Source organism: Xylanimonas sp. McL0601 (assembly GCF_049852175.1).
Lineage (GTDB): Bacteria > Actinomycetota > Actinomycetes > Actinomycetales > Cellulomonadaceae > Xylanimonas.
Genome location: NZ_CP187527.1, coordinates 823,203 through 849,528, shown reverse-complemented (window position 1 = coordinate 849,528; position 26,326 = coordinate 823,203). Strand labels below are relative to the sequence as shown.

General features: G+C 72.2%; 20 protein-coding genes, 1 tRNA gene and 1 pseudogene. 7 read left to right on the top strand and 15 right to left on the bottom strand.

From position 1 onward, the window contains the following. Window positions 1-2: 2 nt before the first annotated feature. The 10 genes from ACO4JP_RS03895 to ACO4JP_RS03850 form a co-directional block, all read right to left on the bottom strand. Window positions 3-1,730 carry an amylo-alpha-1,6-glucosidase gene (locus tag ACO4JP_RS03895; RefSeq protein ID WP_425956074.1) on the bottom strand — a complete coding sequence of 576 codons (1,728 nt, stop codon included), beginning with the start codon at window positions 1,728-1,730 and terminating at the stop codon, window positions 3-5. Between the two features lie 82 nt (window positions 1,731-1,812). Continuing rightward, entirely contained in the window at window positions 1,813-2,637 is an 825-nt protein-coding gene (locus ACO4JP_RS03890; protein WP_425956073.1) for a carbohydrate ABC transporter permease, read from the bottom strand. A 1-nt stretch (window position 2,638) separates the two neighbouring features. Continuing rightward, window positions 2,639-3,601 carry a carbohydrate ABC transporter permease gene (locus tag ACO4JP_RS03885; protein ID WP_425956072.1) on the bottom strand — a complete coding sequence of 321 codons (963 nt, stop codon included), beginning with the start codon at window positions 3,599-3,601 and terminating at the stop codon, window positions 2,639-2,641. Window positions 3,602-3,693: 92 nt separating this feature from the next. After that, window positions 3,694-4,941, bottom strand: a complete 1,248-nt coding sequence (locus tag ACO4JP_RS03880) for a sugar ABC transporter substrate-binding protein (RefSeq protein ID WP_425956071.1) — start codon at window positions 4,939-4,941, stop codon at window positions 3,694-3,696. A 104-nt stretch (window positions 4,942-5,045) separates the two neighbouring features. Next, window positions 5,046-6,062 (bottom strand): LacI family DNA-binding transcriptional regulator, encoded by a 1,017-nt coding sequence (locus tag ACO4JP_RS03875; protein ID WP_425956070.1) that lies wholly within the window; start codon window positions 6,060-6,062, stop codon window positions 5,046-5,048. A gap of 133 nt (window positions 6,063-6,195) precedes the next feature. Then, the gene (locus ACO4JP_RS03870) at window positions 6,196-8,295 is read right to left on the bottom strand and encodes a CBM35 domain-containing protein (protein ID WP_425956069.1); all 2,100 of its coding nucleotides are present in this window, start codon (window positions 8,293-8,295) and stop codon (window positions 6,196-6,198) included. A gap of 359 nt (window positions 8,296-8,654) precedes the next feature. Next, on the bottom strand, window positions 8,655-10,004 hold the full coding sequence (locus tag ACO4JP_RS03865) for a LacI family DNA-binding transcriptional regulator (RefSeq protein WP_425956068.1): 1,350 nt from the start codon (window positions 10,002-10,004) through the stop codon (window positions 8,655-8,657). Window positions 10,005-10,106: 102 nt separating this feature from the next. Further along, a tRNA-Ala gene (locus ACO4JP_RS03860) sits at window positions 10,107-10,179 on the bottom strand. Between the two features lie 62 nt (window positions 10,180-10,241). Beyond that, a complete protein-coding gene (locus tag ACO4JP_RS03855) occupies window positions 10,242-11,477 on the bottom strand; it encodes a hypothetical protein (RefSeq protein WP_425956067.1) in 1,236 nt (411 codons plus the stop codon). Between the two features lie 82 nt (window positions 11,478-11,559). After that, complete coding sequence (locus tag ACO4JP_RS03850) at window positions 11,560-12,168, bottom strand: GNAT family N-acetyltransferase (protein ID WP_425956066.1); 609 nt, start codon at window positions 12,166-12,168, stop codon at window positions 11,560-11,562. A gap of 138 nt (window positions 12,169-12,306) precedes the next feature. Between ACO4JP_RS03850 and ACO4JP_RS03845 the strand changes: the two genes are divergently transcribed. Continuing rightward, complete coding sequence (locus ACO4JP_RS03845; protein WP_425956065.1) at window positions 12,307-12,960, top strand: 5-formyltetrahydrofolate cyclo-ligase; 654 nt, start codon at window positions 12,307-12,309, stop codon at window positions 12,958-12,960. 63 nt (window positions 12,961-13,023) lie between these two features. Here ACO4JP_RS03845 and ACO4JP_RS03840 read toward each other — a convergent pair whose 3' ends face one another. Continuing rightward, a complete protein-coding gene (locus ACO4JP_RS03840; protein ID WP_425956064.1) occupies window positions 13,024-15,681 on the bottom strand; it encodes a penicillin acylase family protein in 2,658 nt (885 codons plus the stop codon). A gap of 43 nt (window positions 15,682-15,724) precedes the next feature. Here ACO4JP_RS03840 and ACO4JP_RS03835 point away from each other — a divergent pair. Beyond that, window positions 15,725-15,988, top strand: a pseudogene (locus ACO4JP_RS03835) (FmdB family zinc ribbon protein); the annotation flags it as partial. A gap of 14 nt (window positions 15,989-16,002) precedes the next feature. Here the strand turns inward: ACO4JP_RS03835 and ACO4JP_RS03830 are convergent. Further along, a complete protein-coding gene (locus ACO4JP_RS03830) occupies window positions 16,003-16,254 on the bottom strand; it encodes a hypothetical protein (protein ID WP_425957150.1) in 252 nt (83 codons plus the stop codon). Between the two features lie 26 nt (window positions 16,255-16,280). On the opposite strand from ACO4JP_RS03830, the gene ACO4JP_RS03825 reads away from it, so the two are divergent. Together ACO4JP_RS03825 and mscL are read left to right on the top strand one after the other, a co-directional pair. Next, entirely contained in the window at window positions 16,281-16,994 is a 714-nt protein-coding gene (locus tag ACO4JP_RS03825; protein WP_425956063.1) for an SAF domain-containing protein, read from the top strand. A gap of 124 nt (window positions 16,995-17,118) precedes the next feature. Then, window positions 17,119-17,520, top strand: a complete 402-nt coding sequence (mscL, locus tag ACO4JP_RS03820) for a large conductance mechanosensitive channel protein MscL (protein WP_425956062.1) — start codon at window positions 17,119-17,121, stop codon at window positions 17,518-17,520. 75 nt (window positions 17,521-17,595) lie between these two features. On the opposite strand, the gene ACO4JP_RS03815 is transcribed toward mscL, so the two are convergent. Both ACO4JP_RS03815 and ACO4JP_RS03810 read right to left on the bottom strand, forming a co-directional pair. Then, window positions 17,596-17,778, bottom strand: a complete 183-nt coding sequence (locus ACO4JP_RS03815) for a hypothetical protein (protein ID WP_425956061.1) — start codon at window positions 17,776-17,778, stop codon at window positions 17,596-17,598. Window positions 17,779-17,835: 57 nt separating this feature from the next. Continuing rightward, entirely contained in the window at window positions 17,836-22,017 is a 4,182-nt protein-coding gene (locus tag ACO4JP_RS03810; protein WP_425956060.1) for a hypothetical protein, read from the bottom strand. A gap of 297 nt (window positions 22,018-22,314) precedes the next feature. On the opposite strand from ACO4JP_RS03810, the gene ACO4JP_RS03805 reads away from it, so the two are divergent. Beyond that, window positions 22,315-23,592 (top strand): MFS transporter, encoded by a 1,278-nt coding sequence (locus tag ACO4JP_RS03805; RefSeq protein WP_425956059.1) that lies wholly within the window; start codon window positions 22,315-22,317, stop codon window positions 23,590-23,592. Here ACO4JP_RS03805 and ACO4JP_RS03800 read toward each other — a convergent pair whose 3' ends face one another. Beyond that, window positions 23,593-24,114, bottom strand: a complete 522-nt coding sequence (locus ACO4JP_RS03800) for a DinB family protein (protein ID WP_425956058.1) — start codon at window positions 24,112-24,114, stop codon at window positions 23,593-23,595. Window positions 24,115-24,213: 99 nt separating this feature from the next. On the opposite strand from ACO4JP_RS03800, the gene ACO4JP_RS03795 reads away from it, so the two are divergent. After that, the gene (locus ACO4JP_RS03795) at window positions 24,214-24,918 is read left to right on the top strand and encodes an ABC transporter ATP-binding protein (RefSeq protein ID WP_425956057.1); all 705 of its coding nucleotides are present in this window, start codon (window positions 24,214-24,216) and stop codon (window positions 24,916-24,918) included. Then, window positions 24,915-26,258, top strand: coding sequence for an FtsX-like permease family protein (locus tag ACO4JP_RS03790; protein WP_425956056.1), 1,344 nt, complete (start codon window positions 24,915-24,917; stop codon window positions 26,256-26,258). The genes ACO4JP_RS03795 and ACO4JP_RS03790 overlap by 4 nt, the downstream gene beginning before the upstream one ends. Window positions 26,259-26,326 lie beyond the last annotated feature (68 nt).

Below are 26,326 nucleotides of genomic sequence, written 5' to 3'. Positions count from 1 at the left end.
CCTCAGATGCGACGCACGTGGTCCGCCGCGAACATCAGGTACACGGCGGCAGTCCAGGTGTAGGCGCGGTCCCGGAGGCCTGCGCCGGTCAGGGCGTCGAAGTTCTCGGCGAAGCCGGAGCGCTCGCACAGCGCGCGGAACCGGCTCGAGACCTCGTCGGCGAGCTGGGTGAACCCGCTCGAGCGCAGGCCGTCCTCGATCAGCGCGGTGGATGGCGCCCAGATCGGCCCGCGCCAGTACCCGTCCGCCTCGTAACGCGGCGAGGTCGGGGGTTCCGTGGCCAGGCCGTGCTCGGTCAGGTGCGCGATGAGCCGGTCGGCCAGAAGCTGGCGCACGCGGTCGGGGAGGCGTTCGCCCAGGACGAGCGGGAGCAGGTTGAGCAGGCTGGTTGCGGTGCTGTCGTTCCCGGACAGCGCACCCACTGCCACGAACTCCGTGTCCCGCCACAGGTCGGTGGTCAAGGCGCGGAGCACGGAGTCGCGCTCGTGCTTCCACTCCTCCGCGGGCAGGCCCAGCTCGGTGGCGAGGTCGGCGAGCGTCTCGAGCTGGAGGACCAGGAAGGCCGCCAGGTCAGGCGACTCGATGACGCGGTCGCGGTCGAAGGTGGTGGAGTTGTCCCAGCCGGAGTCGTTGCCGTGCTGGTAGAAGGGCAGCACGTGGCCGGGCCGGCGCCGCTGGACGAGCCAGAACCGGGTCCACGCTGCGACCCGGTCGTGGATCTCGCGCAGCTCGGTGTCAGCGAGCTCGCGGGTGCTCAGGCCGCGCAGCCGGTTCAGCGCCCAGCCGTGGATGGGGGGCTTGACGTAGTTGAACAGGATCTCCGAGTGGGTGACCGAGTCGGGCAGGGCGCCGGTGGGGTCCTGGTGGTCGAAGGGCGCCAGGAACTGGTCGAGCGCGGCGTCGGGCAGCCCAGGGGCAAGTGCGAGGGCGTTGAAGCAGTGGTCCCAGCTCCACACCTTGTCCATCCAGTGCTTCGACATCAGCACCGACTCCCGGCCGAGGAACCCTTCGGGTGCCACCGTCGCCGACCAGAGCACGTACGCGGCCAGCGCCGCTGCGGGGGTGCGCTCGTCACGCCACGGCGCGACGGCGTCGAGGTAGTCACGGAACGCGGCGTCCGCTGCGGCCACGACGGCGGGGAACGGGCTGTGCGGGGTGAAAGGCAACGCGCCGGCTGTCGTCTCCTGGATGGCCAGCTCCCAGTCCCCGCCGTTGGCGCCGGCGACGACGGCGCGGTCGGCCGCACCGAGCGCCTCGGCGCCGACGACCTGCAGCGCCCCGGAGACTCGCGTCAACCGGTAGCGTCGCCCGGTCTCGTAGGAGGTGAAGACGCTGGTTCCGTCGACCGGGTCGGTGAACAGATAGGTACCGGTGAAAGGTGTCAGGTCTGAGGCGGCGTCGACGATCCGCAGCCCCAGCCCGCGACCGCGCAGGCGCAGCACGTGCGGGCCTTCGAAGGCGGCTGTCACGGTCCCGCCGTCGTCCCCGGTCCAGCGCAGCGTCGTGGACGAGGTGGTCCACCGGGCAGGCACGGGGGCCCCGTTCGCGACCGGCTGAAGGGCGAGCACGGCGTGCATGCCGTTGCGGTGCGAGACCAGGTGGATGGTCTCGGAGCGCTGGTGGAGGCCGACGACAGGCGACAGATCGAACCAGGCGCCTCTGTACGAGAACGGGATCTGCCGGACGTCGAACTCAACATCGGTGGCAGCGGGGTGGGGCGGGAAGGTCATGAGCAAGTCCTCAGGGCAATGGGACATGGCCTGGTGCGGTCGCTGATGTCCGCACCATCGGGTGTGCGTGGGTGCTTCGGGGTCAGTCCTTGACAGCGCCTGCCGTCACCCCCGCGGCGACATAGCGCTGGGCGACCAGCAGCAGCAGCGCGGTGGGGATCGATGCGAGCACGGCCGTCGCCATGAGGGGCCCCCACTCTTGGTTCTGGGAGCCGATGTAGTCGTAGAGACCCATCGTGATCGGGCGCAGCTTGCCGCCTTCGCGGTTGAGGGTGGACGCGAACAGGAAGTCCGACCAGGCCCACAGGAAGGCGAACAGTCCCACGGTGACGGCGGAGTTGCGCGCGATGGGCATGACGACCGAGCGGAAGCTGCGCCAGTGCGAGGCACCGTCGATCTGTGCCGCCTGGAGCAGCTCGGCGGGGATCCCCGCCATGAACGCGGTGAAGAGCATGACCCCGAACGGGACGGCGATCGTCGAGTCCGCCAGGATCAGCCCGGGGAGGGTGTCGAGGATGCCCAGCCTGGTGTAGATCGTGTAGAAGCCCAGCGCCATCACGACCGCAGGGATCATCTGTGCGACGAGCAGCACGAAGCTGAGCGCGCGCCGGCCGGGAACGTACAGCTTCGACAACGCGAACGCGGCCGGGGCGGAGATCACGAGCGTCAGGACGACGGTGCCGAGCCCGACGACGATGCTCGTGCCCAGGTATGGCAGCTGCTGGTGCAGCACGACGTCGTAGTGGGAGAGCGTGAAGTGGCGCGGGAAGACGTCGCCGGAGCGGATGGCGCTGCGCTGGGTGAACGAGACGTTCACCATCCAGTAGAGCGGGAAGAGCATGAGGGCGGTGAAGAGGACGCCGAGGGCGGTCTTCCACCAGGTGCGCCGGACCTTCTGGTGTTCCATGTCAGTCCTCCTGCCGGCGCTGGACGGCCAGGTAGACGAACCCCATGGCGAGGGCGATGACGAGCAAGATGGTGCCGAGCACCGAGGCCTGGGAGTACCGGATGATCGAGGAGGCGCCCTTGCCGAACGCCATCCCGTACGCCCAGGTCGCCAGGGTCTGAGAGCTTCCGGTGCCCAGGGTCATGATCCAGATGATGTCGACGACCTTGAGCGTGTAGACGAACCCGAGCAGCAGCGTGATCGCCGAGACCGGGCGCAGCAGCGGGAACGTCAGGTGCCAGAACTGCCGCCATGCGCCTGCGCCGTCCAGGGCGGCCGCCTCGTACAGGTCCGCCGGGATGTTCTGCAGGCCCGAGTACAGGATCACCAGGTTGAACGGGATCCCGAGCCAGATGTTCGCGATCGTCACGGACATCAGCGAGTGCTGGGCGTTGAGCCACCAGACGGGGTCGACGCCGAAGAGCCCGAGGAACCGGTTGAGGATGCCGGAGTCGGCGTCCATCATCCACTGCCAGGTGGTCGCTGAGACGATGATCGGCAGCAGCCACGGCACCAGGAACAGGCCGCGCAGCACGCCCGACAGCGGGAAGCTGCGCTGGAAGAAGACGGCCAGCCCCAGCCCGATCGCATACTGGAAGACGAGCGAGACGACTACGAAGACCGCGGTCTGCCGCACCGTCGACCAGAACAGCGGCGAGGACGTCATCTCGCGGTAGACGTCCAGGCCGACGAACGGGGCGACGCCCGTGACGAAGGTGGCCCGCGTGAACCGGTGCAGGCTCATCGACACGTTCTCGTACAGCGGGTAGGCGTAGAAGATCGCCAGGTATACCAGCAGGGGTGCGAGGAACCCCGCCGCCGCCCACGCCGTGGGCTGCAGATGTCGACGCCGTGGGGCTTCGACGGCGCCCACTCGGTCGGTGGCGGACTCCGGCGTGGGCACGCGGTCGACCGTGGCTGACATCGAGATGCTCACTTCTCTTTCACCGTCCTGAGGGGGCGGATCTGGGCGCGGCGGCCGGCCCAACCGACCGGCCGCCACACCCGGACCGGAGGTCAGCCCTGGGCCGCCTGTGCGAACGCCGACTTGACCGCCGAGGTGTCGCCCGCGGCGTTGAGCGCACCCTGCAGCGCGGTCGAGATCGCCGCGGAGGTCGCCGTGTAGTCGGCCCCCAGGTCAGTGGTCCGGCCCTGCGCGCTCTCGATCGCCTGCGCCCACGGCGTCCAGATCGGGTCGCTGGCGATCTGCTGGGTGCGCTGGTCCTTGTTCGCCGCGAAGTAACCCAGCTGGTCGTCGGTCTTGATCTGGTTGTCCGGCCCCGCCAGGCAGGCGATGATCTTGGCCGCGGCCGCGTAGTGCGCCGAGGTGTCCTTCTTGTGCACCGGAGCCAGCACGAACTCGCCGCCCGTCGGCACCGGAGCGGCGCCGTTGTCCTTGCCCGGGATCGGCATCATGACCGCCTTGAACTTCTGCTCCGACGCCGCCTTCGCGAACCACGACCCGTTCTCCGCGAAGGCGTACTGGCCGGTCAGGAACAGGTCCCACGAGGCCGACTGGTTGTCCGTGAGCGCCGACTTGGGCGCGTATCCCTTGCCGATCCAGTCGGACACCAGCTGCCCGGCGGCGACCGCCTCGTCCGAGCCCGGCGCCTTGAGGTTGGCCCCGGAACCCCAGAACCAAGGCAGGAACTGGAAGACGCCTTCCTCGCCGGCGACGCCGGCGAACGTGATGCCCTTGTTGCCGGCCTTGGTGACCTTCTCGAGGGCGGCGTTGAGCGTGTCCCAGCTGGTGATGCTCGCGGGGTCGACCCCGGCGTTGTCCAGGATGTCCTTGTTGTAATACAGGCCGAGGGTGTTCGCGCCGATCGGCACACCGTAGGTCACGCCGTCGACCGTCCCGGGGCCCGCGAGGTTCGCGTCGAACCCGGTGGTATCGATGCCGACGTCGGACGCGGGCGCGAGCAGGCCGGAGCTCGCAGCGTCCGGGACGGCCGGGTTGTCCAGGATGACGACATCCGGGGCGTTGTCCTCCTTGACCGCGCTCGTCAGGGTGTTGAGCAGGTCGCTCGTCGGGGCCGTGGTCCGCTTGAGCGTGGTCCCGGCCGGTGCGCAGGCCTTGACGTATGTGGCCCAGTCCGAGCTGTCGTCGTACTGCGGGTACGGGTCCCAGACGGAGACCTGGGTCAGGCTGGCACTGCCGGTCGAGCTGCTGTCCGCATTCGCCCCGCTGCTGCAGGCGGCGAGTGCGGTCACCATGACGCTCGTGGCACCCACGAGGGCGATCGTCTTCTTGCTGGCGTTCAACACGGTGGTTCCTCTCTGGATCAGTGCTGGCTGGTGAACCGGTTCGACATACGAACTTCGACCAGGGTGTGCAGTTGTGTCTTCCCGTCGGATCAAGGGCAGCGTCAGCGCGGCAACGTGCGGACGCTTCCGCGGTTCTTCAACACCGGCTCGATCAGCCGGGCTCCGGGCTGGCCGGCCTGGGGCGAGCGCGCGATGCGCCGCACCAGCTGAGCCACGGCCTGACGCCCGAGGGTCTCTGCCGCAGACTCGACCGCGGTATAGGGAAGCGAGAACTCCTCGCCGAAGTCCCGCGAGTAGAGACTGACCACGCTCAGGTCCCGCGGCACCGAGATTCCCCGGTCGCGCAAGATTCCCGGCAGCGCGGCGATCGTCGCGTCGTTGTGGACGATCAGGGCGGTTGCAGACGGGTGGACGTCCAAGACGCGGTGCACCGATGTCTGCACCGCCGGCGGACGGGACTCGCCGTAATACGGGTGCAACCGCATCCCGAGAGAGTCTGCATGCTCGATGGCCGCATCCCGGAACCGCCACACGTACGACCCGCCACGCTCGACGACGTGATAGGGCGGCGAGATCAACGCGACCTCGCGGTGCCCATGTTCGTGCAGGTCATCGACGAGAACTCGGGCCGCCTGGCCGAAGTCCAGGTCGATCGCGTCGACATCGCGCGTGTCGGCAGGCAGCCCGATGAGTGCCCCCGGCTTGCGCACTGCACGCAGCGACTCCAGGCGCGGATCCTGGTAGGTGACGTCCAGCAGCACGATGCCGTCCACCATCGCCGACGCCCCGATCCGGCGGATCGCGCCCGCGCCGTCGGGGTCGGTCACCATCAAGATGTCATAGCCCAGCTCGCGCGCGGCCGCCGAGACGGGGAGGACGTACTGGAGCATGGCCGGCGCGAACTCGTCGACATGAAACTGCAGGAGCAGGCCCAACACCTTGGTCTCTGCCGTTGCGAGCGCCCGCGCACCGGCATTGGGCGTGAAACCGAGTTCTACGATCGCGAGCTCGATCCGGTCTCGAGTCTCCTGCGAGATCGTCCTCTTGCCCGAGAGCGCGTACGACACCGTGCTGCGGGACACTCCCGCACGACGGGCGACGTCGCCGATCGTTGTCATCCGCTCGCTCCGTGATCATCGTCGAACCGGTTCGAATAGGTCACACGCTATCGCGTACGCCCAGGGTGTCAAGAGGCGGCGGCGGCCGTAGTGGCCACCGCCGCCTGCTGTCTTGCTCGCCGCTGGGATCTGGCTACTGGGTCAGCACCAGGTGGTCGAGGTTGAACCAGCCGAGGTCGGTCTTCAGGTACGAGACCGTGATGTCGTTGCGGCCAGCCTTCAGCTGCAGCGCTACTGTCGAGTCGCCCCACCTGTTCCAGCTTCCTGTCAGCGGTAGCTGGACCTGCTGGGAGACGCCGTTGGCGGTGACCGTTGCAGAACGGGTGCTGTTCGGGCCGTTCGGGCCGGCGGCGTACCGCAGGTCGAGCGTGTACGTCCCGTCGGCGGGAACCGCGAACTGCTGGGTGACGCTCGGGCCGGGGCTGGTAAAGCACGCCACGAAGCCGGCCCCGGTGTAGCCGGGGTGGTCGGTCGCGAGGCACGCCCCGGCCGCCAGCTGACCGTTCTCCGCCTCGCAGTTCACGCCGAGCGCGCAGGGTGCGATGACGTCGGCCGAGTCACTGACGGTGAGGTGGCCGTGGTTGACCAGGTTCGTCGTCGCGACGAGGCGGTAGGCGACGTTCGGCGCCGACGCAGGGATCTCGACACGGAACGTCGCAATGGTCGACTCACCGGCGCCCAGCTGGTGAACGATGGGAGCCGCGCTGCCGCCGCCGTCCGCGGCGTCGACCGTGATGCCCGCCGCGTCGGCGGGGTTCTCCGCCGTCACGGCGAGGGACGTCTGCACCTGCGTGTCGGGCGAGGCGCTGCCGTTTGTGAAGACCACCGGCACGTCGTAGGAGCCGCCCGGGACCATCAGGTCGGGCGCCTGGACGGAGACGGTCTGCGGCCGCGTCCACGACAGGTACACGGCGATGGCGTCGTGGCTGCCCTGGAAGCGCACCGGGATGCTGACGGACCCGTCGGCCGCGACGTCGAAGTCGCCGCTGGACTGGACCTGCTTCGAGTACAGCGCCCCACCGTCGGGCATGCGGTACACGGTTGCGTGGACCTGGTTCTCACGCACCAGGTACGCCGCCGAACCGAGGCCGGTGAAGGTGACGTTCGCCGTGCCGGTGTAGCCGTTGGCGTCGCCCAGCAGAGCGACCGCCTGGCCCTTCGACGGGTCCTTGGCGGCCGAGATCGCCATCGAGCCCACCTGACCGGAGGTCTTGACGAGCGAACCGGTCATGTCGGCGTTGGTCTGCGACGCCCACCAGTTCCCCGTGGGAGCCCAACCGGTCTGAGCGTGCGTCAGCAGCCCCGTCAGGTTCGGGACCATGCAGCAGCTCCAGTTGCCGCGCATCGCGTTGGCGTAGGTCGACTGCGCAAACCGGGCGAGGTACCACGCGGTGACGCCGGCGCTCTGCCGGTCGGCCGGCTGGTACTCGTTCGCGGACAGCGGGCGCTGCGGGATGTCCGCGGCGTCCAGGGCGTCCCGCAGGGACTGCGCGACCGTGACGGGGTCGTCGACGTCGCCCTCGTCGTGGTTGGTGATCCAGTCGGGGACAGTGTTCGCCGCCTTGACGTGCGCGAAGAACGTCGCCCACTCCCCGGGGTTGCGCTCCGGGGTGAACGCGAACGACGGACCGACGATCTTTGCGTCCGGTGCGACACGTCGCAGCTCGGCGTACGCGCTGTCCCACATCTGGAAGTACTGCGGTGTGTTCACGCCCGGACGCCAGAAGATCGACAGGTCCGGCTCGTTGAAGATGTCGTACGCGAAGTCGATGCCCGACTCCTCGAGCGCCCCGACCGCCGTGTCGATGAACTCGAGCCAGTTCGAGCAGTCGCCGTCGGTGCACGGCCACAGCGTGTTGGCGGGTGCCCCGCCGGTCGAGCCGAACAGGTCGCTCACGATCACCTGGTACTGGAAGTCCGGGTTGCCCGAGGACTGCCGCAGGCGCTTGGCCTGCGCGATGATCGAGGCCACCTCGGCCTTGGTCGCATCGCCGTACGTGTACCCGTCGCGGATCCAGCCGCCCGAGAACCAGCCGCCGCCGCGGAACGCGTTCAGGTTCAGCGGCTGGACGTACTCGTCGCCTGGCTGCGACCCGTCCTCGGTGATGCCGTAGAGAATGCCCTGGCCGACTCCCGTGGCCGGGCCCGTGACCGTCGACAGGTCGACCGTGAGGTCTTTCGTTGGCGGCTCGTCGGCCGCCGCCGAAGTGGCGCCCGCGATGCTGGCGCTCACGGCGAAAGCAAGACCCGTCGCCGCGAGACGACGCAGCACGCCGGATCGCCGACCAGAGCCCGCACGTGCAGGCGGAGAAGGTGGTGCCGTTCTGGACATGCGTGGTGCTCCTTTGCATCCCGTAAGCCGTCCGGTGGATCGAACTGAGCGCTCACTGGCCTGGGGCGCGCACGTCCCGGCCAGCTCCTCCTTGACCGCCGGTGAAAGGTTCCGCAAACCGCGGAGCCCCGCTGACACCATCAGCGAACCGGTTCGCTGGCCATTGTGCTGATGCTCCTGGGACGCGTCAAGCGATCCGACTCGCTGTTGCGTCATGCCAACCAGCGTCGGAGTCCCATGTCACGACGGCGAGGGTCGCGTCAGCCGATCGGAGCGACGCTGTCGCGGTACACGAGATGGGGCGCGACGAGGCGAGACAACGGATCGGCGATCGGGTCGGCGATCCGGTCCAGCAGCAGCTCGACCGCAGCCCGGACCACGGCGTCCGGCTCCGACTCGACCGACGTGAACGGCAACGCATAAAGACGTGCGAGCTCCGCCGAGTGCAGCGACACGACGCTGCGATCGGCCGGCACAGCCAGCCCGACATCGCGCAGGGCAAACGGCAACATGGCTACGGCCGCGTCGTTGTGCACCAACAGAGCCTGCGGCGCATCCGCCCGGCGCAGCTCACCGCTCAGTGTCGCGCGAACCTGCTCGGGCCCGACCGTGCACGAGAGCTCGGCGAGGTCCAGCGCGCGCGCGGTCGCGTGCTCACGCGCGGCGTCGGCGAAGCGGATCGCGTACGTGCTGCCTGCGGCATAGAGCTCGTCCGGCCAGCGCACGAACGTCGCAGCTCGATGCCCTGCGTCCGCGAGGTGGTCGACGAGCAGGCGCGCCCCGTCGGCGAAGTCGAGGTCGACCGCGTCGATCCCGTGCGTCTCCTGCGGCATGCCAATCAGAACCGCAGGGAACCGCGTCTCCGCGATCGGCTCCACGCGAGGGTCGCCCTCGACGACCGAGAGCAGCACGAGCCCGTCGACACGCCGTCCAGCGATGGCCTTGCGCACCGCCCCTTCGCCGTCAACGTCCGTCAGGAGCGTGACCGAGTAGCCGCTCGCCGCGGCGGCATCCGACAGCGCGACGAGATACGTCGCCAGGGCCGGGCTGAACTCGGCCTCGTGGAAGCGGACGACGACGCCGATCGTCATCGTCCGAGAAGTAGCTAGCGCTCGGGCGCCGGCGTTGACCGAGTAGTTCAGCTTCGCGATCGCGTCGTCCACGCGCTTGCGGGTGTCGGGCATGACGAGCTTGCGGCCGTTCAGCACCGCTGACACCGTGCTCCGCGCCACCCCCGCTTCGCGGGCTACATCCCCGATCGTCGCCAATTCTTCCCCGCTTCGTCTCGCCTGCACTGCCGCGCGCCGATCAGCGTATCGGTTCGCTGAGATGGGCGGTCCGAGTTCGGCAAGCGACTCGGTGCGGTCTCGTGGCCTACATCCATGCGCCGAGGCAGCGGTCTCCTCCGCGGCCCGGGCAGCTCGCGGACCACTACATGATCTGCCAGGAACGCCGGCCAGTGGGCCCTCGCGGGTCGACTCTATGAAGCGCGAGGTATGCGTCGCCGGCCGCAGTCGCCTGAAGGGCGAGACGCGCAGCAGACCGGGATCTCCTGCTTCTCGAGCCGTACCTGATCTCGTCCACCGGAGTCCACGCTCGCGTGCAGTCATGCGTGCAGTCACGGTGTTCTGGTCCTCTCGTTCGAGGACCTCGATGGAAGACTAAAGGCCGCTGACCAGGACATTTGTCCTGATCAACGGCCCTCAGATCGGTGGAGCTAGGGGGATTCGAACCCCCGACCTTCTCATTGCGAACGAGACGCGCTACCAACTGCGCCATAGCCCCAAGGCGTTGCCTAGGTTAGCACCCGACCCGCCCGGTTCTCCAAATCGCGCAGCCTGCTCGCGTCACCCCACGGCCCGCCGCCGCGCGAGGATCTGCTCGAGCGGCAGGCCCAGCGTCTCGGTGCGCGGCCGGGGCTCCTCCGCGACGAGCGGGTCTCCACCCTCCGCGGCGTCCGACGCGGCAACGCTCCCCGACGCGGGCGCCGGCGTCGTCGTCTGTCCGAGCGCCGCAGCCTGCGTCGCACCGAGCGACCACGACGTGTTCGCCTCGCCGACCCTCTCGCCGGCGTCCTCGAGGCGCTGCCACGGCGAGCTCGACCAGCCCGTCGACACCACGGGGGTCGCGCCCGAGAGCGGCAGCGGCTCGCGCCGCGGCGCCGCCGCCTTGGTCACGTACGTGGGCAGCGGCACAGGGCGCGGCTCCCAGGGCGCCCCGGGCACCGGAACCTGCGGGCGCGCGACGGCGTCCGGCGGCGTCCCGGCACCTGCCGGGGCCGGCGACGATGAAGCCTCGCCGCCGTCGGCCGTGGAATGTTCGGAGGCGCCGCCGTCGGACACGGCCGCCCGGACGACCTCCTTCGCCACCCCCTCGACCACGGTCACCGCCACGCGCGGGATCATCTGCGTCATCGCCGACGAGCCGCGCACCGCCCTTCCGGTCACCCGGGCGCGGTTTCGCGGGGCGTGCGGCCCACCGGCGGCGAGCGCTCGCGCCTGCAGGGCACGGCGCTCGGCGGCGCGGCGCTCGGCGGCCCAGCGCGCGTCGGCACGCCGCGCCCGCACCGCAGCGGCCCTGCCGAGCAGCAGCACGACGACGAGCAGCGCCGTCGGCGCGATGCCCGCGAACCACAGCAGCGGGGTGAGCGGCACGGCGGCCCAGACGGCGACGGTCGCGAGCAGGAGGAACAGGGTGATCGTGAGCCGGCGCCGGGCGCGCTTCGCGCGCTCCTCCAGGAGCTCGAGGCGCGACGGGCGCGCGGTGACCTGCGGCTCGGCCATCGGTGTCTCCTCTCGTGCGCTGCGTCCGGCGTGGACGGGGACCTTCAGTGGCTGGGGCCCGGCAGCCATGGTCAACAGCCCGGCGGGAGCAGGCCCGGCCAGGGCTGGGACATCGACCCCGGGGACCGGCAGGGGCACGGAACCGGCGGCGACCGCGAGCACTCGCAGGCTGCCGGAGAACCGGTCCTCGATGCGGGACTCGGCCAGCTGCTGGCGTTGCCGCACCCGTTGCGGCACCCAGTACCCGAGCACCAGGACGAACAGCGCGAGCGCTGCGAGACCTGCTGCCGAGGATTCCACGCCATGACGTTAGGCGAGGCGCGTGCCGAGAACGCGGAGTGCTCTCGGCGTGTCTGTCAAGACCTCCCGGTCTCGGCGAAGGTCACTCCGCGCGCCACCCGGCGTCGCGCACCCGCTGCCACCGCGCGAGGAGCCCGCCCGGCACCTCCTCCGCGGTGAGGGCGAACGTGCGGTGGTCCCGCCACTCGCCCTGGATGTGCAGGTAGCGCACGCGCGTGCCCTCGTCGCGGAAGCCGAGCTTCTCGACGACGCGCAGGCTGCGCGTGTTCTCGGGCCGGATGTTGATCTCGATCCGGTGCAGGCCCAGCACCTGGAAGCAGTAGTCGGTGGCCATCGCGACGCCGGTCGGGATGACGCCCCGACCCGCGACGTCGCGCGAGACCCAGTAGCCGATCGCCGCGGAGCACAGCGAGCCGTAGGTGATCGACGAGACCGTCAGCTGGCCCACGAGCGCGCCGTCGAGCTCGACGGCGAACGGCAGCGTCGTGCCGGCGCGGGCCTGCTGCGTCAGCACGCGCACGTACTCGCCGAACGTCGTCGAGCCGCCGTCCGCGCCCACGGGCGACGTCGCCTCCCACGGCTCGAGCCACTCCTGGTTCGCGGCGCGGAGGCGCATCCACGTGTCGGAGTCCCGACGGCGCAGCGGCCGCAGCAGCACCGAGCCGTGGCGGTCGTCCTCGCGCAACGTCACAGGCCACGCCTTTGTCACGGTTGTCAGCCCTCTCGCGCGCGCCTGCGTCGTCGAACGTGTCACAGGTCCCCCTGAAGCCCTGTTCGCCACACACACCGTGTGCAGTGGATGTGGTGTGGACACTGACACAATGACCGCATGCGTGGCGACTCCAGAGGCGCGTTCCAGCACCAGCCGTACCCGTTGATCCCCGGCATGGAGCCCGCCGACGCCAAGGAAGAGCTGCGCCGGGCCATCCGCGCGCACCGTGCCGCGCGGACTCCGCGCCAGCGCGCCGACGCCGCGCACGCGTTCGCCGACGTCCTCGAGACGATCCCCGCCGTGCGCGAGGCCGCCTGCGTCGCCACCTATGCCGCGCGTTCGAACGAGCCGGGCACGCACGTGCTGCTCGAGCGCCTAGCCCTGCGCGGTGCGCGCGTGCTGCTGCCCGTGCTCGGTTCGGGCCTTGCCCGCGACTGGGCCGAGTACGCCGGCGTGGACGACCTGCGCGAGCGCGCGCCCGGGCGCCCCCCGGAGCCCAGCGGCCCGCCGCTCGGCGCGTCGGCCATCGAGAAGGCGGACGTCGTCGTCGTCCCAGCGCTCGCCGTCGACACCCACGGGCGGCGCCTCGGCCAGGGCGGCGGCTGGTACGACCGCGTGCTGCACCTCGTGCGCGACGGCGTCACGGTCGTCGCGATGGTGTTCCCCGAAGAGGTCTACGACGGCGGCGAGCGGCCGCTGCCGATGGAGCCGCACGACCTGCGCGTGCACGTGGTCGCGACGACGCAGGGCTGGCAGCTGCTCGACGGCTGACGTAAGCGAACCGGTCGCGACCGGCTCGACCACGCGTGGTCGAGCCGGTCGCGGATCCCAGCGCTACGGCGTCAGCGTCAGCACGTCCGACGACTCCGCCGCGACCGCTTCCCGGGAGAACGGGAACGGGAACGTCCGCCCCTCCGCCCAGGCCCGGATCTGGTCGGTGTAGTGCGGCGAGCCCGGGTGGCCTGAGGTGCCCGTCACCACGACCCACGTCGCGGCGTCGAGGTTGCCCAGGTCCACGACCATGCGCATCGACGGCCCGGTCTTGACCGCGAAGCTGCCCGTGCCGGCGTCCCAGCCGGTCGCGTTGACCACTGAGGACGAGCCCGGCATCGAGATCGCCGACGGGTTCATGAGCATGCGCACGGGCGCGGGGATGCTGGAGCCGCCGAGCACGGGGTGCTCGAGCCGCAGCTGGTGCAGCGTGCCCCACTTCCAGTCGGCCGGGTTCTTCGCCATCTCGACCGTCAGGTCGCGGCGCGCGGAGACCATCGCCTGGGTGAGCACCTCGTCGCGCGACTCGGTCACGTTCAGCGTCGAGCGGTCGTCCCAGAACGGGTTGTCGGGCTTGTCGAGCATGTCACGCACCACGACGAGCCACTTGCTGCCGCCGTCGGGCCGCATGTCCTCGGGCAGGTCGTCCCAGAACGTCTCCTGCAGGAGGTTGCGCCAGACGGCGGCGAAGTACGCGGCCGCCGCCGAGTCGGCGTCCATGCGCCCGTCCCACCCGTGGAGCAGCTGCTGGCCGGCGGCGTCGTGCTCGTCGGCGAGCTGGACGTCGAGCAGTGCCGGGAGCAGCACCTGGGCGTAGGGGCTCCAGTCGTCGTTCTGGATGCGGTTGAAGTCCTGGACCGTGAACTTGCGGCCCGAGTCGATCTGGTTCTGGATCAGCGTGCGGATGCGCTCGGACCGGAAGCCGTAGTCCCAGTCGTTCGTGAGGAACGGACCGGTGCCGTCGGGCAGCACGGCCTGGTTGGCGGCGACGATGAAGCCGCTCGCCGGGTCGAGCGCGCGCGGCATCTGCTCGGCGGGCACCCAGCCCTGCCAGTCGAAGCGCGGGTCACGGCCGTCGCGCGGCCACGAGCCGTCCGACGGCACGGGTGCGCCGGGCACGCTCGCCCGGACCGGGATCCGGCCGGGCGCCTGGTAACCGATGTGGCCGTCGGCCGTGGCGAACACGATGTTCTGCGCGGGCACGTCGAACATCGCCCCGGCGGCGCGGATGTCGTCGGCGTTCTTCGCCGTGTCGAAGGCGAAGACCGCGTCGGCGGTGCGGCCGGGCGTCAGCGCGGTCCACGCCAGGGAGACGCCGTAGGTGCCCAGCAGCGTGCCCTGTTCCGTCGGGGCATCGACGACCGGGTCGACGTCGAGCACGTCCGAGACGATCGGGCCGTGCACGGTCGAGCGCACCTTGAGGTCGATCGCGGCCGAGCCGTTGACGCGGATCGTCTCCGTGCGCGTGTCGAGCGGCACCCACTCGTCGCCGCGCTGGTAGGTGTCGTCGCGCAGACGCTCGATGAAGAAGTCGGTGACGTCGGCGCCCATGTTGGTCAGGCCCCAGGCGAGGTCGCCGTTGTGGCCGATGATCACGCCCGGGAACCCGGCGAACGAGAAGCCGGCCACGTCGAAGGGGCAGTCGCTGCCGACGTTGTTGCAGTGCAGGCCCACCTGAGACCAGATGCTCGGCGCGGCGAGAGACAGGTGCGGGTCGTTGGCGAGCATCGGCTTGCCCGACTCCGTGTGGTCACCCGAGACGACCCACGAGTTCGAGCCGGTGCCCTCTCCACGGCCCACGAGCACGGGGACGGCGGCGAGCGCGTTGCGGGCCGAGGCGAGCGCAGCATCCAGGGCCGGCGTCCTCGACGGCGCGGTGGCGGTGGTGGCAGAGGCGGGTGCGGCGCCACCCGTCGACGCGACGGCCCCAGCGGTCGCGTCGCCCTCGAGGTCACCCGGCTCGAGGATCGTCGCGTTGCCGCCGGTGGCGTACGTCGGGAAGAGCTGGTTGACCGACGCAACGTCCTCGAGCGTGGAGAAGGCGAGGGCGCGCTGCAGCTCGTCGTCGTAGTTGCCGCGCAGGTCCCAGGCCATGGCCTTGAGCCAGGCGAGCGAGTCGACCGCGTCCCAGGGCTCCGGCTTCTCGACGTCGACGCTCGCGCCGAGCACCGTGTACTCGACCGCGAGCTGCTCGGGTGTGCGCGAGGCGATGTAGGCGTTGACGCCCTCCGCGTACGCGTCGAGGTGCTGGCGGGTCTCGGGCGAGATCAGCTCGAGCTCCTGCTCGGCGACGCGGCGCCAGCCGAACGTGCGCACCACCTTGTCGGCCTTGATCGCCTCGGGGACGTTCCCGACCAGCTCGGCGAGACGGCCGGCCGTGACGTGGCGGCGGTAGTCCATCTCGAAGAAGCGGTCCTGCGCCGCGACGAAGCCCTGCGCGCGGAAGAGGTCCTCGACGTCGTCCGCGTAGATCTGCGGCACGCCCTGGTCGTTCCGCACCACGCGGACGTCGCCCGTGAGGCCCGCGAGCTGGAGGGAGCCGGAGGTCTGCGGGAGGGGGCGGCGCACGATGACGGTGGTGAACGCCGTCGCCGCGACGAGGACCAGCACCACCACCAGGGAGATACCGACGACGAGGCGGCGCAACCGTGACCGGCGACGACGGGGCTTGCGGGCCGGAGGCTGCTCGGACTGGCCGACGGCGGTCACAGGGGCTGACACGCAGGCGAGACTACCGTGACCGCCTTGGGGCCTGGCGGCCCCGATGGGAATGTCACGCGCACGCGTATCATTGGCACTCAGTAAGCCGGAGTGCCAGCGGCGCCGGGGCTCGTCAGCCCGGGCGCCGACCGTGCACCTGCCACTGTTCGTCCTCCGAGGAGAGCCCGTGCCCACCTACGCGTACCTGTGCGCCGCCTGCGGCCACGCCTTCGACATCCACCAGTCGTTCACCGACGACGCCCTGACCGTCTGCCCCGAGTGCGGCGGGCAGCTGCGCAAGCAGTACGGGAGCGTCGGCGTGACGTTCAAGGGGTCGGGGTTCTACCGGACGGACTCGCGGGGTGGGTCGTCGTCCTCGTCGACCTCGTCCTCGCCTTCTTCCTCGTCTTCTTCGTCGTCTTCTTCGTCCTCGTCGAAGTCGGCTTCCTCGTCGTCGTCGTCGACGAGCAAGGCCGCCTCGGCCTGACACCGCACGACCCGTCGCGCGACGGCGTCCCGGGGCGGCGAGCCTGCCTCCAGGATGCCGTCGCGCGGCTTTGTCCACAGGTAGGGCCCCTGCTCATCCGGGAGCATCGCGCGCCCGCCTAGCGTCGGTTGCCATGAGCCCCACCGACCCGCGCTCGCCGCGCGCCCTCGCCCGCCGACGCCGGGCCCGCGCTGCCCGCCGCTGGCTGTGGCGGGCTCGCCATGTCGTCGTCGCGGTGTGCTGCGGCGTCGCGGCGATATCGGCCGTGCAGGCGCTCCGGCCCGCTCCCCCACCGGTACGCGACGTCGTCGTGTCGACACACCGGCTGGCCGCGGGCGTCGAGGTGCGACGCACGGACCTCGAGGTGCGCTCCGTGCCCGCGGGGCTCGTGCCCGCGGACGTGGTCGCCGACCCCGCCGAGGTGATCGGGCACGTGCCGGCCGTCCCGCTTGCGGCGGGGCTCCCGCTGTCGGCCGAGCTGCTGGCCGGCGGCGCGGTGGCTGCGCTCGCACCCGCGGGCACCGTCGTCGTCCCGGTGCGGCTCGACGCTGCCACGGCCGACCTGCTGCGGCCTGGGGACCGCGTGGATCTCGTGTCAACGGCATCGGGCGCGAGCGGGGTCGGGGAGGCGACCGGCCTCGACCCCCGGTACCTCGCACGACGAGCGCTCGTGCTGCCGCCGGCGTCTCGTCGCAAGGACGGCGGTGGCGGCGGCGGGCTGCTCGGCGGGACGACGGGTCGAGGCACCGACGGCGAGGTCACGCTCCTCGCCGTCACGCACGAGGAGGCACCGCTCCTGTCGGCGACGTCGCGGGCCGGGGAGATCGCGGCGGTGCTGGTGCCCTGACGGCTCGCCGTCCGCGCCCGGGATGTCCCGTTCGCGCCTTGCTATGCCGACGGCTTTGCCCCCAGAATCCCCATCGCCGCCGGCGAGTCTGCCGAGCCGGCCACACACCACCCCAGGGGGATGCATGCTCAAGGGTTTCAAGGACTTCCTGCTGCGCGGGAACGTGGTCGACCTCGCGGTCGGCATCATCGTCGGTACCGCCTTCACCTCCGTGGTGACGGGTCTGATGGACGGGTTCCTCACCCCGCTGATCGCGCTGATCTTCGGCGAGCCGAACATCAGTGCCGTCACGTTCTCGATCAACGGCACGGAGTTCCCGTTCGGGAAGTTCCTGCAGGCCCTGCTGCACTTCGTCATCGTCGCGAGCACGCTTTACTTCGTCGTCGTCGTGCCGGTGAAGCACTTCACGGCCCGCGTGAAGCGGGGTGAGCAGCCCGTGCCCGAGCCGGTCGCACCGGCCGCGGACATCATGCTGCTCCAGGAGATCCGCGACCTGCTCGCCGACCGGGTCGGCGCTCAGCGCTGACCTCCCTCGTTTCGGCGTCGTACCTCCTGGCGCTCTCGACGCGAGAGCGCCAGGAGGTACGACGCCGAAAGGGAGCTAGCGGCGCCCCCAGTGGGGCGGCACGTCGCCCAGCAGCCGGTCGTCGTTGTCGCCGTGCCCACCGCGCTCGTCCTCGGTCACCCCGGAGACCGGCTCGCGTTCGGTCCCGACGCGCACGACGCGCCGATGCTGCCGCCGCGGCTCGACGTCCTGCTCACTCTCCGGCTCGCGCTCGCTCACCGGACGATTCTCCCGCACCACGCCCTGCGCATGCCCCGCCCTGCGGAGGCCGCTACGTCAGAGGGCGTCCTCGTCGTCCTCCTCCGCGGGGAGGACCGGAACCACCACCTCGCGCGGGGGGACGACGCCGCCGGCTGTGCCGATGCGCTCGTCGCGGACGCGCTGGACCAGGCGGCGGACGCGCTCGGCCTCGCCGTCCGGGTCGAGGAACGCCGCGGCGCTCCACACCTGCGTGACCACCCAGCCGAGGCGCTCGAGGCGCTCGGCCACCTGCCGGTCGCGCACGCGCACGGACGGCTCTGCCACGTACGCCGCGTCGTCGGTCAGCACCGCGACGAGCAGCTCGCCCGGCAGGTCGGGGTGGCCCACCACCAGCGGGATGCGGTCGCCGTCGGGCAGGCCGTAGTCGGTCTCGACCAGGTAGCCCAGGCGCCACAGCCGCTCGCCGAGGTCCACCAGCAACCGGTCGGGCGCCGTCGAGACGTCGACGCCGTTGCCAAGCGCGACCTGGTCGGCGACGTCGGACCGCTCCTGCGCGAACTCCAGCACCTCGGCCAGGAGACGCGGGCCGCCGCCGCGCAGCCGTTCGGGGTCGAGGTCGTCGGCGAGGAAGCACGTGACCACCCGCAGCCGGCGCCGCGGCGCGCCGAGCGCGCCCAGCAGCATCGCGTCGCCGCCCGGGTCGCTCAGCACGCCGAACCGGTGCAGCACGCGCCCGTGCGGCGTGCGCCCGAACCCGAGCGAGAGCACGACCGCGTCGCGCGAGAGCCCGGCGACGCCCGTGACGTCGGCGACGACGACGGGCTCCGGGCGCGACCCGGAGAAGAACGGCGCGAGCGCGGGGTTGGCCCGCACCTCCGCGAGCAGCGCCTCCCGGATCCGGTCCGCGTGCACCGCCGTGACGGTGACGATCCCGAGCGTCTCCTCGGGCCGCGTCAGTGCGTGCTCGATGGCGAGCTCGACGACGCGGTCGACCTCGGCCTGCGTCGACTCCACCGTGCCCGACGCCGGGTCGGGCATGCCCGAGCCGTCGACGAGGTCGAGGTGCACCATCGACTCGGCGTGCGGCAGCGGAGCCGGGCGGACCAGCCCGGCGTACCCGTGCCGGGCGAGCAGACGCGTCAGCTCGGGGTCGCGGCGCGACTCGCGCGGCTGCACGGTCACGTGCGGCAGCACCTCGGCGAGCTCGTGCACCGCGGTGCCCGACGCCGAGCGCACGTCGCCGACGACGACGACCTGCCGCCCGCGCGCGAGCGCCGGCACCACCGACTCGAGCCCCACGTGCTGAACGGCGTCAAGCAGCACGAGGTCGACGGTGCGGCCGGCCGGCAGAAGGTGCGGCACCAGCGTAGGCGTCGAGACGAGCGCGGGCCGCAGGCGCCGCAGCACCTCGCCGTGCGCGGCGGCGAGGTCGCGCAGCGACGTCAGCCGGCCCTCGATGAGCGCGGTGAACAGCGCCTCGGCGTCGTCGCGGTCGTCGCGCATCGCGGTGCCCAGGTGGGCGCGCACTGCCGCGCGCACGGGGCCGGACAGGGACGCCACTTGCCGGCGGTCGAGCTCGCGGAACCGGCGTGCCAGGGCGTCGAGGCCGGCGCCGTCCTGCCCGGCGAGGGCCGGGTCGGCGGCGAGCAGCTGCTCGAACACCGAGCTCCACCACGCGAGCTCGACCTCGGCGCCGACGAGCTCCGCGTCGACGCGCCGCGCGGTGAGGTCGTCGACCAGCTCGCCGAGGCCGGCCGCACGCACGCGACGCAGGGCCTCCGTCCGCGCTGGCAGCGTCTCGAGCGCGTCGGCGTCCGCGGCGAGGCGCTGCAGGCGTTCGGCCAGGCCATCGAGGTCGCGGTCGGCGAGGCCGCCGCCGAGCGGCGTCGGGCCGAGCACCGGCTCGAGCGCGTCGAGGTCGATGTGCACGGCCTCGTGCGTGTCCTCGATCGTGGCCAGCCCCTCGGGGAGGGTGGGCCAGCCGCCGCGCTCGGCGTGCTGCGCCCACACCTCGCGCTGGGCCTGCACCTCGCACAGCGCCGCGTGCATGTCCGGCACGCGCACACCGGGGCGAACCATGTCCTTGGCCCGCTTCCGCAGCCGCCGGCGGCTGAACCAGCCCATCTCGACGCCGTGCTCGGCGCGCCACTTGCGGGTCGCGGTCGCCTGGACCATGTCGGCCGCCGTGCGCTCGAAGACCATCGGGTGGAAGAGGTCGAGCGTGCCGCGCATCCCGGCGAGCATCTCGAGCTGCTCGCCGAACGCCCGGACCGTCGTCGGCCGGGTGAGGCCGGTGACCTCGGTGACGTAGGCGATCTGCCGTCGCAGCTGCGGCAGCGTCGTGTCCTTGAGCCGGCTCACGCGCACGAGCGCCTCGCGCGCGGCGTCGTCGGTGAGCAGCTGCGCGTCGTACCAGGGGGTCGACGTCGCGCGCAGGGTGAACGCCCCCAGCTCGGCCGCCTGCCGCAGGTCGGCCGCGACGGCACGCCGGGCGTCCTCCCCCAGCCCGGCGGCGGCGGCGGACGTCAGCCGCACGCTGGTCGACGGCGCGGGCCGCTCGGCCGTGAGCCGCGCGAGCGCCTGCAGGGCGTCGTAGGCCGAGACCTGCCACGGCGCGCGGCCCTGGTGCAGCGCCGTGATGTAGGCGGCGAGCTGGGCGCGCGCGCCGATGAGCGCGTCACGGAGCTGGGCGACGCCGTCGTCGTCGAGCTGCTCGGGCTCGCTCGCCATGGCGGTGAGCAGGCGGCGGGAGACCTCGTGCCGCCACGTCGGGACGGGCGGGACGTCGAGCAGCAGGCCGTCGAGGCCGAGCGACGCGAGCCGCTCGGCGAGCGCGTCCGCGGCGCGGCGGTGCCCCGTCACGTACAGCACGGACCGGCCGGCCGCCGTGGCCTCGGCGACGACGGCCGCGACGGTCCCGGCGACGTCGGACCCGACGGGGGCGTCGACGTACAGGTGCCCGCCGGTGGCGAGAGCGTCGACCACGTGGCGCTGGTGCGGGTCGAGGTCGCCGACGCCGCGCTCGAACGCCGGTGCCGGGTCGCCCTCCGGGGGCGGCGGCACCTGGATCGCACCGACGGCCTCGGCGGCGGCGTCGACGCCGGCGAGCGCCGCGACCACCTCGTGCCGCACCAGCGACGGTGCCAGCTCGTCGATATCGTCGACGAGGGCCTGCCCGGGGTGCACGAAGGTGCCGACGAGCATGCGGCGGTCGAGGGTGAAGCCGTCGAGGACGGCGTCGCCGAGCGCGGCGATGCGGTCGAGCACGTCGGTGGGCTCGAACCCCGCGGTGGAGAACGTCGACTGCGCGAGCGAGGTGGGGTCGAGGAGCGCGCCCTGGGCGCGCAGCGTGCGCGCGACGACGGGGTTGATCTCGGCGGTGGCCTCGAGCGTGAGCTCGTAGTCGGACTCTCCCTCGCCCCGGGGGGTCAGCGTGACCGGGCGCAGCAGCACCGGCGCGTGGACGACGCGGACGGCGTCGGTGTCGTCGCCGTCGTCCGGCTCGTCGTCCGCACCGGCCGGGAGGTGGTCGAACGTGGCGCGTGGCTCCGCGCGAGGGCTCGCCATGGTGACGACGGGGAGCGACTGGGTCACGAGGAGGGCTTCGTCGCCGTCCGGGTCGGGCTCCGTCGCCGTGGCGAGGAAGGCGGTGGCGTCGTCGAGGGCCTCGGCGGGCGTGCCGCCGCCGTCGGGCGCCGCGGCGTCGCTGTCGACGAGGGCCGCCGTCTCGTCGTCGACGGGCTGGGGCCGGGGGTCTCGTCGGGCGGCGACGCGCGCGAGCGCGGTGACGTCCTGCGACGGGCGCCCGGACGGCGGCGGGCTTCCGGCGGGCTCGGTCCACGTGGCGACGCCGATGGCGAGGTAGGTGGGTGCGAGCCCGAAGCGCTGGGCGTGCTCGGCCGAGCGCGCGGAGACGGTGCGGGCGCGGCGGCGTGCGGCGGGCAGGCTGGCGCCCTCGCGGATGAGGTTGGACAGCCGGGTGGGCCGCCCCGCGAAGAGCTGCGCGACGCCCGACGGGTGGGCTGCGGACAGGTCGACGACGGCCTCCCCCAGCAGGCCGACGTCGGCCAGCGTGGAGCCGCCGACCTGGTCGACGAGCCGTTCGCGCCAGCGCGCGACGGCGGCGGCGACGGCCTCCTCGGGCGTGGGCGGGGTGACGAGGTGCGGGCGCTGCGGCGCGACGTCGGCGTCCGGTGCCGGCGACGTGGCCGACGGCTGGACCTCGCGCGCGGCGGTGGTGCGTCGGACGGCGTTCACGCGCGCCACGCTATGCGGCACGGCGGCGCGTCCGGTGGCGGCACGCCGGGCTCGGGCGGGATACGGCGGGATACGGCACCGCGAACACGACGATGCCCTTCGGCAGGGGGTCCGAAGGGCATCGTTCCGGGGCGAACCCGGTCGAGAGCAGTGCGCACCGCGCAGGGGGCGGGCGGTACGCACTGCCAGGGGAGAGTGTGGCGCGTCACCGGTCGCGCGTCAACCAGTGTCGGACGCCCGTCCAACTCGGAAATCCGTGGCGTCACCTGGCAGGTCGCAGCGTAGGCTCCCATGCCCATGAACGGGCTCCTCGAGGTGGTCGCACCCCGTCGCCTCGGCCGCCCCTACCGCTGGCTCCTGGGCTCCGCGTGGACGAGCAACATCGGCGACGGCATCGCGCTCGCCGCCGGCCCGCTGCTCGTCGCGTCCCAGACGCGCTCGGCCCTGCTCGTCGCGCTCGCCGCGCTGCTGCAGCGGCTGCCGTGGCTCCTGTTCGGGCTGTGGGCGGGCGCCGTGGCCGACAGGCTCGACCGCCGCCGCGTCGTCATGGTCGCCAACGTGCTGCGCGCGATCGTCGTCGCGCTGCTGTGCGTCTCGATCACGACCGGCACGGTGACCATCGGCGTCGTGATGGCGACGATGTTCCTCTACGGCGTCGCCGAGGTGTTCGCGGACACCACGTCGCAGACGCTGCTGCCCGCGCTGGTGCCACGCACGCACCTGTCCGTCGGCACGCACCGACTGCAGGCCGCGTTCCTCACCTGCAACCAGCTGATCGGGCCGCCGGTCGGCGCGTTCCTTTTCGCGCTCGGCAGCGTGTTCCCGTTCGCCATGCAGGTGGTCTGCGCGCTGCTCGCCGTGGTCCTGGTCTCGCGCATCGCGTCCTTCCCCGCACCCGACGGCGCCCCCGGGCTGCATCTGCCGCCGCGCGACGGGACGCGTACCCATGTCCGCCGCGACATCGCCGAGGGGCTGCGCTGGATCTGGGGCCACGCGGCGGTGCGGACGCTCGCGCTCGTCATCCTCGTCTTCAACGTCACCTGGGCCGCCGCATGGTCGGTCCTGGTGCTCTGGTCGCGCGACCACCTGGGGATGAGCGAGGTCGGCTTCGGCCTGCTGACCACGGCGTCGGCGGTGGGCGGGCTCATCGGCACCACGCTGTACCCGCGCATCGAGCGCAGGTTCTCGCTCGCCGCCATCATGCGCACCTGCCTGCTGCTGGAGGTGTGCACCCACCTCGCGCTCGCGCTGACCACCACGGGATGGCTCGCGCTCGCGATCATGCTCGAGTTCGGCGCGTACGCGTTCGTGTGGGGCACCGTGTCGACGACGGTGCGGCAGCGCGCGGTGCCGCAGCGCTTCCAGGGGCGCGTCGGGTCCGTCTACATGATGTGCGTGTTCGGCGGGCTCGTGGCCGGGCAGGCCCTAGGCGGCGTCATCGCCGAGCACTGGGGCCTCACGGCGCCGTTCTGGTTCGCGTTCGTGGGCGCGGGGATCACCCTCGCCGTCGTGTGGAAGCAGCTCGCGCACATCGCGCACGCGGACGCCGCCGGCGTCGCGGACGCCGCCGCCTGATCACTCGCCGACGGCGCCGTCCGTCAGCTCGCGCACGACGTCGAGGTGCCCCGCGTGGCGCGCGTACTCCTGCAGCACGTGGAGCGCGATCCACAGCAGGGTCGGTGCGGGGGCGGAGGTGAAGCGCCCGCCCAGCGCACCGCGGGTGGCGAGCGGCGTCGTCGTCAGGATCTGCGTGGTGCGCCGGCCGCCCTCGTGGAGACGCACCAGCAGGTCCGCGGCCGTGACGCCGTCGGGCACCTGCCACTGGCCGTTGTCGACGCCGTCGACGAAGTCGCCCCGCGGGTCCGAGACCTGCTCGGCGAGGAAGCCCCACACGAACCAGCGGCGCTCCATGTGGACCAGGTGGTTGAGCAGCCCGAGCGGCGTCCACCCCGACGGCAGCACGCTGGTGCGCAGCTGCTCCTCGCTGAGCCCGTCAAGCTTCCGGTCCATGACGTCGCGGTAGTAGTCGAGATAGGCGACGAGCTGTGCCACGGGATCGGCGGAGTCGAGCTGCGGTTCGCGCGCGGAGACGGCCATGCCGCGACCGTAGCCGTCATCCCCAGGGATGAGAACGGCGGGCGAAGATCCGCTCCCGGGCCGACGCGCCGTGCGGGGACCGCTGCGAGCGTGAGGCCCATGAGTCCACTGCTCGCCGCCCGCGGCCTCACCATGACCTACCCGGGCTCCCCGACCCCGGCGCTCGACGCCGTCGACCTCGACGTGCTGCCCGGCGAGTCCGTCGCCGTCACGGGCGCCTCCGGCTCCGGCAAGACGACGCTGCTGCACGTGCTCGCCGGCATCCTGCGCCCGACGGAAGGGACGGTCACGCTCACGACCTCCGGCGGACCGGTGGGCGTGCACGCCCTCGACGACGCCGGCCGCTCCCGCCTCCGACGCGAAGCGCTCGGCTTCGTCTTCCAGCAGGGCCTGCTGCTCGACGAGCTGTCCGCGCTCGAGAACGTGGCCGTCGCGCGCATGCTCGGCGGAGTGCCACGCGCCCAGGCCGAGGCAGAGGCCGCGAACTGGCTCGCCGCGCTCGGCCTGGCCGGGCTCGAGCAGCGACGGCTCGGCGAGCTCTCCGGCGGGCAGGCGCAACGCGTCGCCATCGCCCGCGCACAGGTCACCGGCGCCCGGCTCATCTTCGCCGACGAGCCCACCGGCGCCCTCGACTCGCGCACCGGCACCGAGGTGCTCGACCTGCTCCTAGCCGCCGTCGCGCAAGGGCGCACCCTCGTCGTCGTCACCCACGACGCCGGGATCGCCGCGCGCTGCGACCGCGTCGTCGAGCTGCTCGACGGGCGCGTCGTCACCGACGCACGCCGGGCGGAGTCCGCGGCATGACGACGACGCTCGCACTCGCCCGGCTCTTCGCCCGCCGACGCGACGGCGACCGGCTCGCCGCAGCCCTCCCCCTCGTCTCGTTCGCCCTCGTCACCGCCCTGCTGCTGATCGTCATCGGCGGGTCACAGCTGTTCTTCCGCATGCGCAACGGCAACGCCGGCTTCTACATGGCGCTCGCCGTCATCGCGCTCGCCCTGCTCCTGGTGCCGCTGACGACGCTCGGCGCGGCCGCCGCCAAGCTGTCCGCCCGCCGCCGCGACGACCGCCTCTCCTCACTGCGCCTGCTCGGCGCGACGACGACCACCGTCTCGCTGCTGACCGTGCTCGAAGCAGCCGCAGTCGCCCTCGCCGGCGCCGTCCTCGGCACCGCGCTGTACGCCGTCGCCGCGCCACTCGTCGGGCTCATCCACTTCGCCGGTGCACCCATCGGGTCCCAGATGTGGCTGTCCTGGTACTGGGTGCCCGTCATCTGGGTGGGCGTCGTACTCGTCGCCGCCGCGTCGGCCGCCGTCGGGCTGCGCGGCGTCGCCCTCACCCCGCTCGGCGTCCGCACGCGGCAGAAGCCCGGCATCGCCCGCGGACGGCGCGCCATCGCAGCCGCCGTCGTCGTGGCGCTCGCGGTCGCCGCGATGGCGGGCCTGCGCACCCTCGGCGAGCTGTGGGGGCTCGTCGCGATCGTCGTCGCGCTCGGTGCCGCGTTCGGGCTGTCGCTGCTCGCGCTCGACGCTGTCGGGCCCTGGTACGTGCGCGTGCGCGCACGCCGCCTGCACAAGCGGGCCGACGGCGTCGCCCGGTTGCTGGCCTCGCGCATGATCCTCGAGGACCCGAAGGCTGCCTGGCGGCAGGTCGCGGGGGTCTCGGTGACGACCTTCGTCGGTGTGGTTGCCGGGGCCGGTCTCGCACTCGTGGGTGGGGCGGACGAGGCGTCGAACCCGCACGAGGCGTGGCTGCTCGCCGACATGCAGACCGGCGTCTACGTGACCCTGGTGATCTCGTTCCTCATGGTGGCGTGCACGGTCGCGATCAACCAGGCGTCGGCGACGCTCGACCGGGCACGCGTGCACGTCGCCCTCGACCGGCTCGGTGTGCCCGAGACGCTGCTCGCGGAGGCGTCCCGGCGCTCGGTGATGTCCGTGCTCTGGACGGTGCTCGTGGGCTCCGCCGCGGTCGCGGCGGTGCTCGTGCTCCCTCTCGTGGGTGCGGCGGTGCTCATGCGACCGCTCGCGGTCGGCGTGGTGCTCGCAGTCTTCGCGATGGGCGTGCTGCTGGTGCGCGGAGGCGCGTCGGTGGCGGCACGGCTGGTGCCCGGGATCCTGGCCCGGCCGGAGCGGGTGCTCTGAGCCCGCACAGCCTGCGGGTGCGGCGAGGTTTCGCCCGTGCCGTCGCGCCGAGCGCTGGGTAGCCTCGA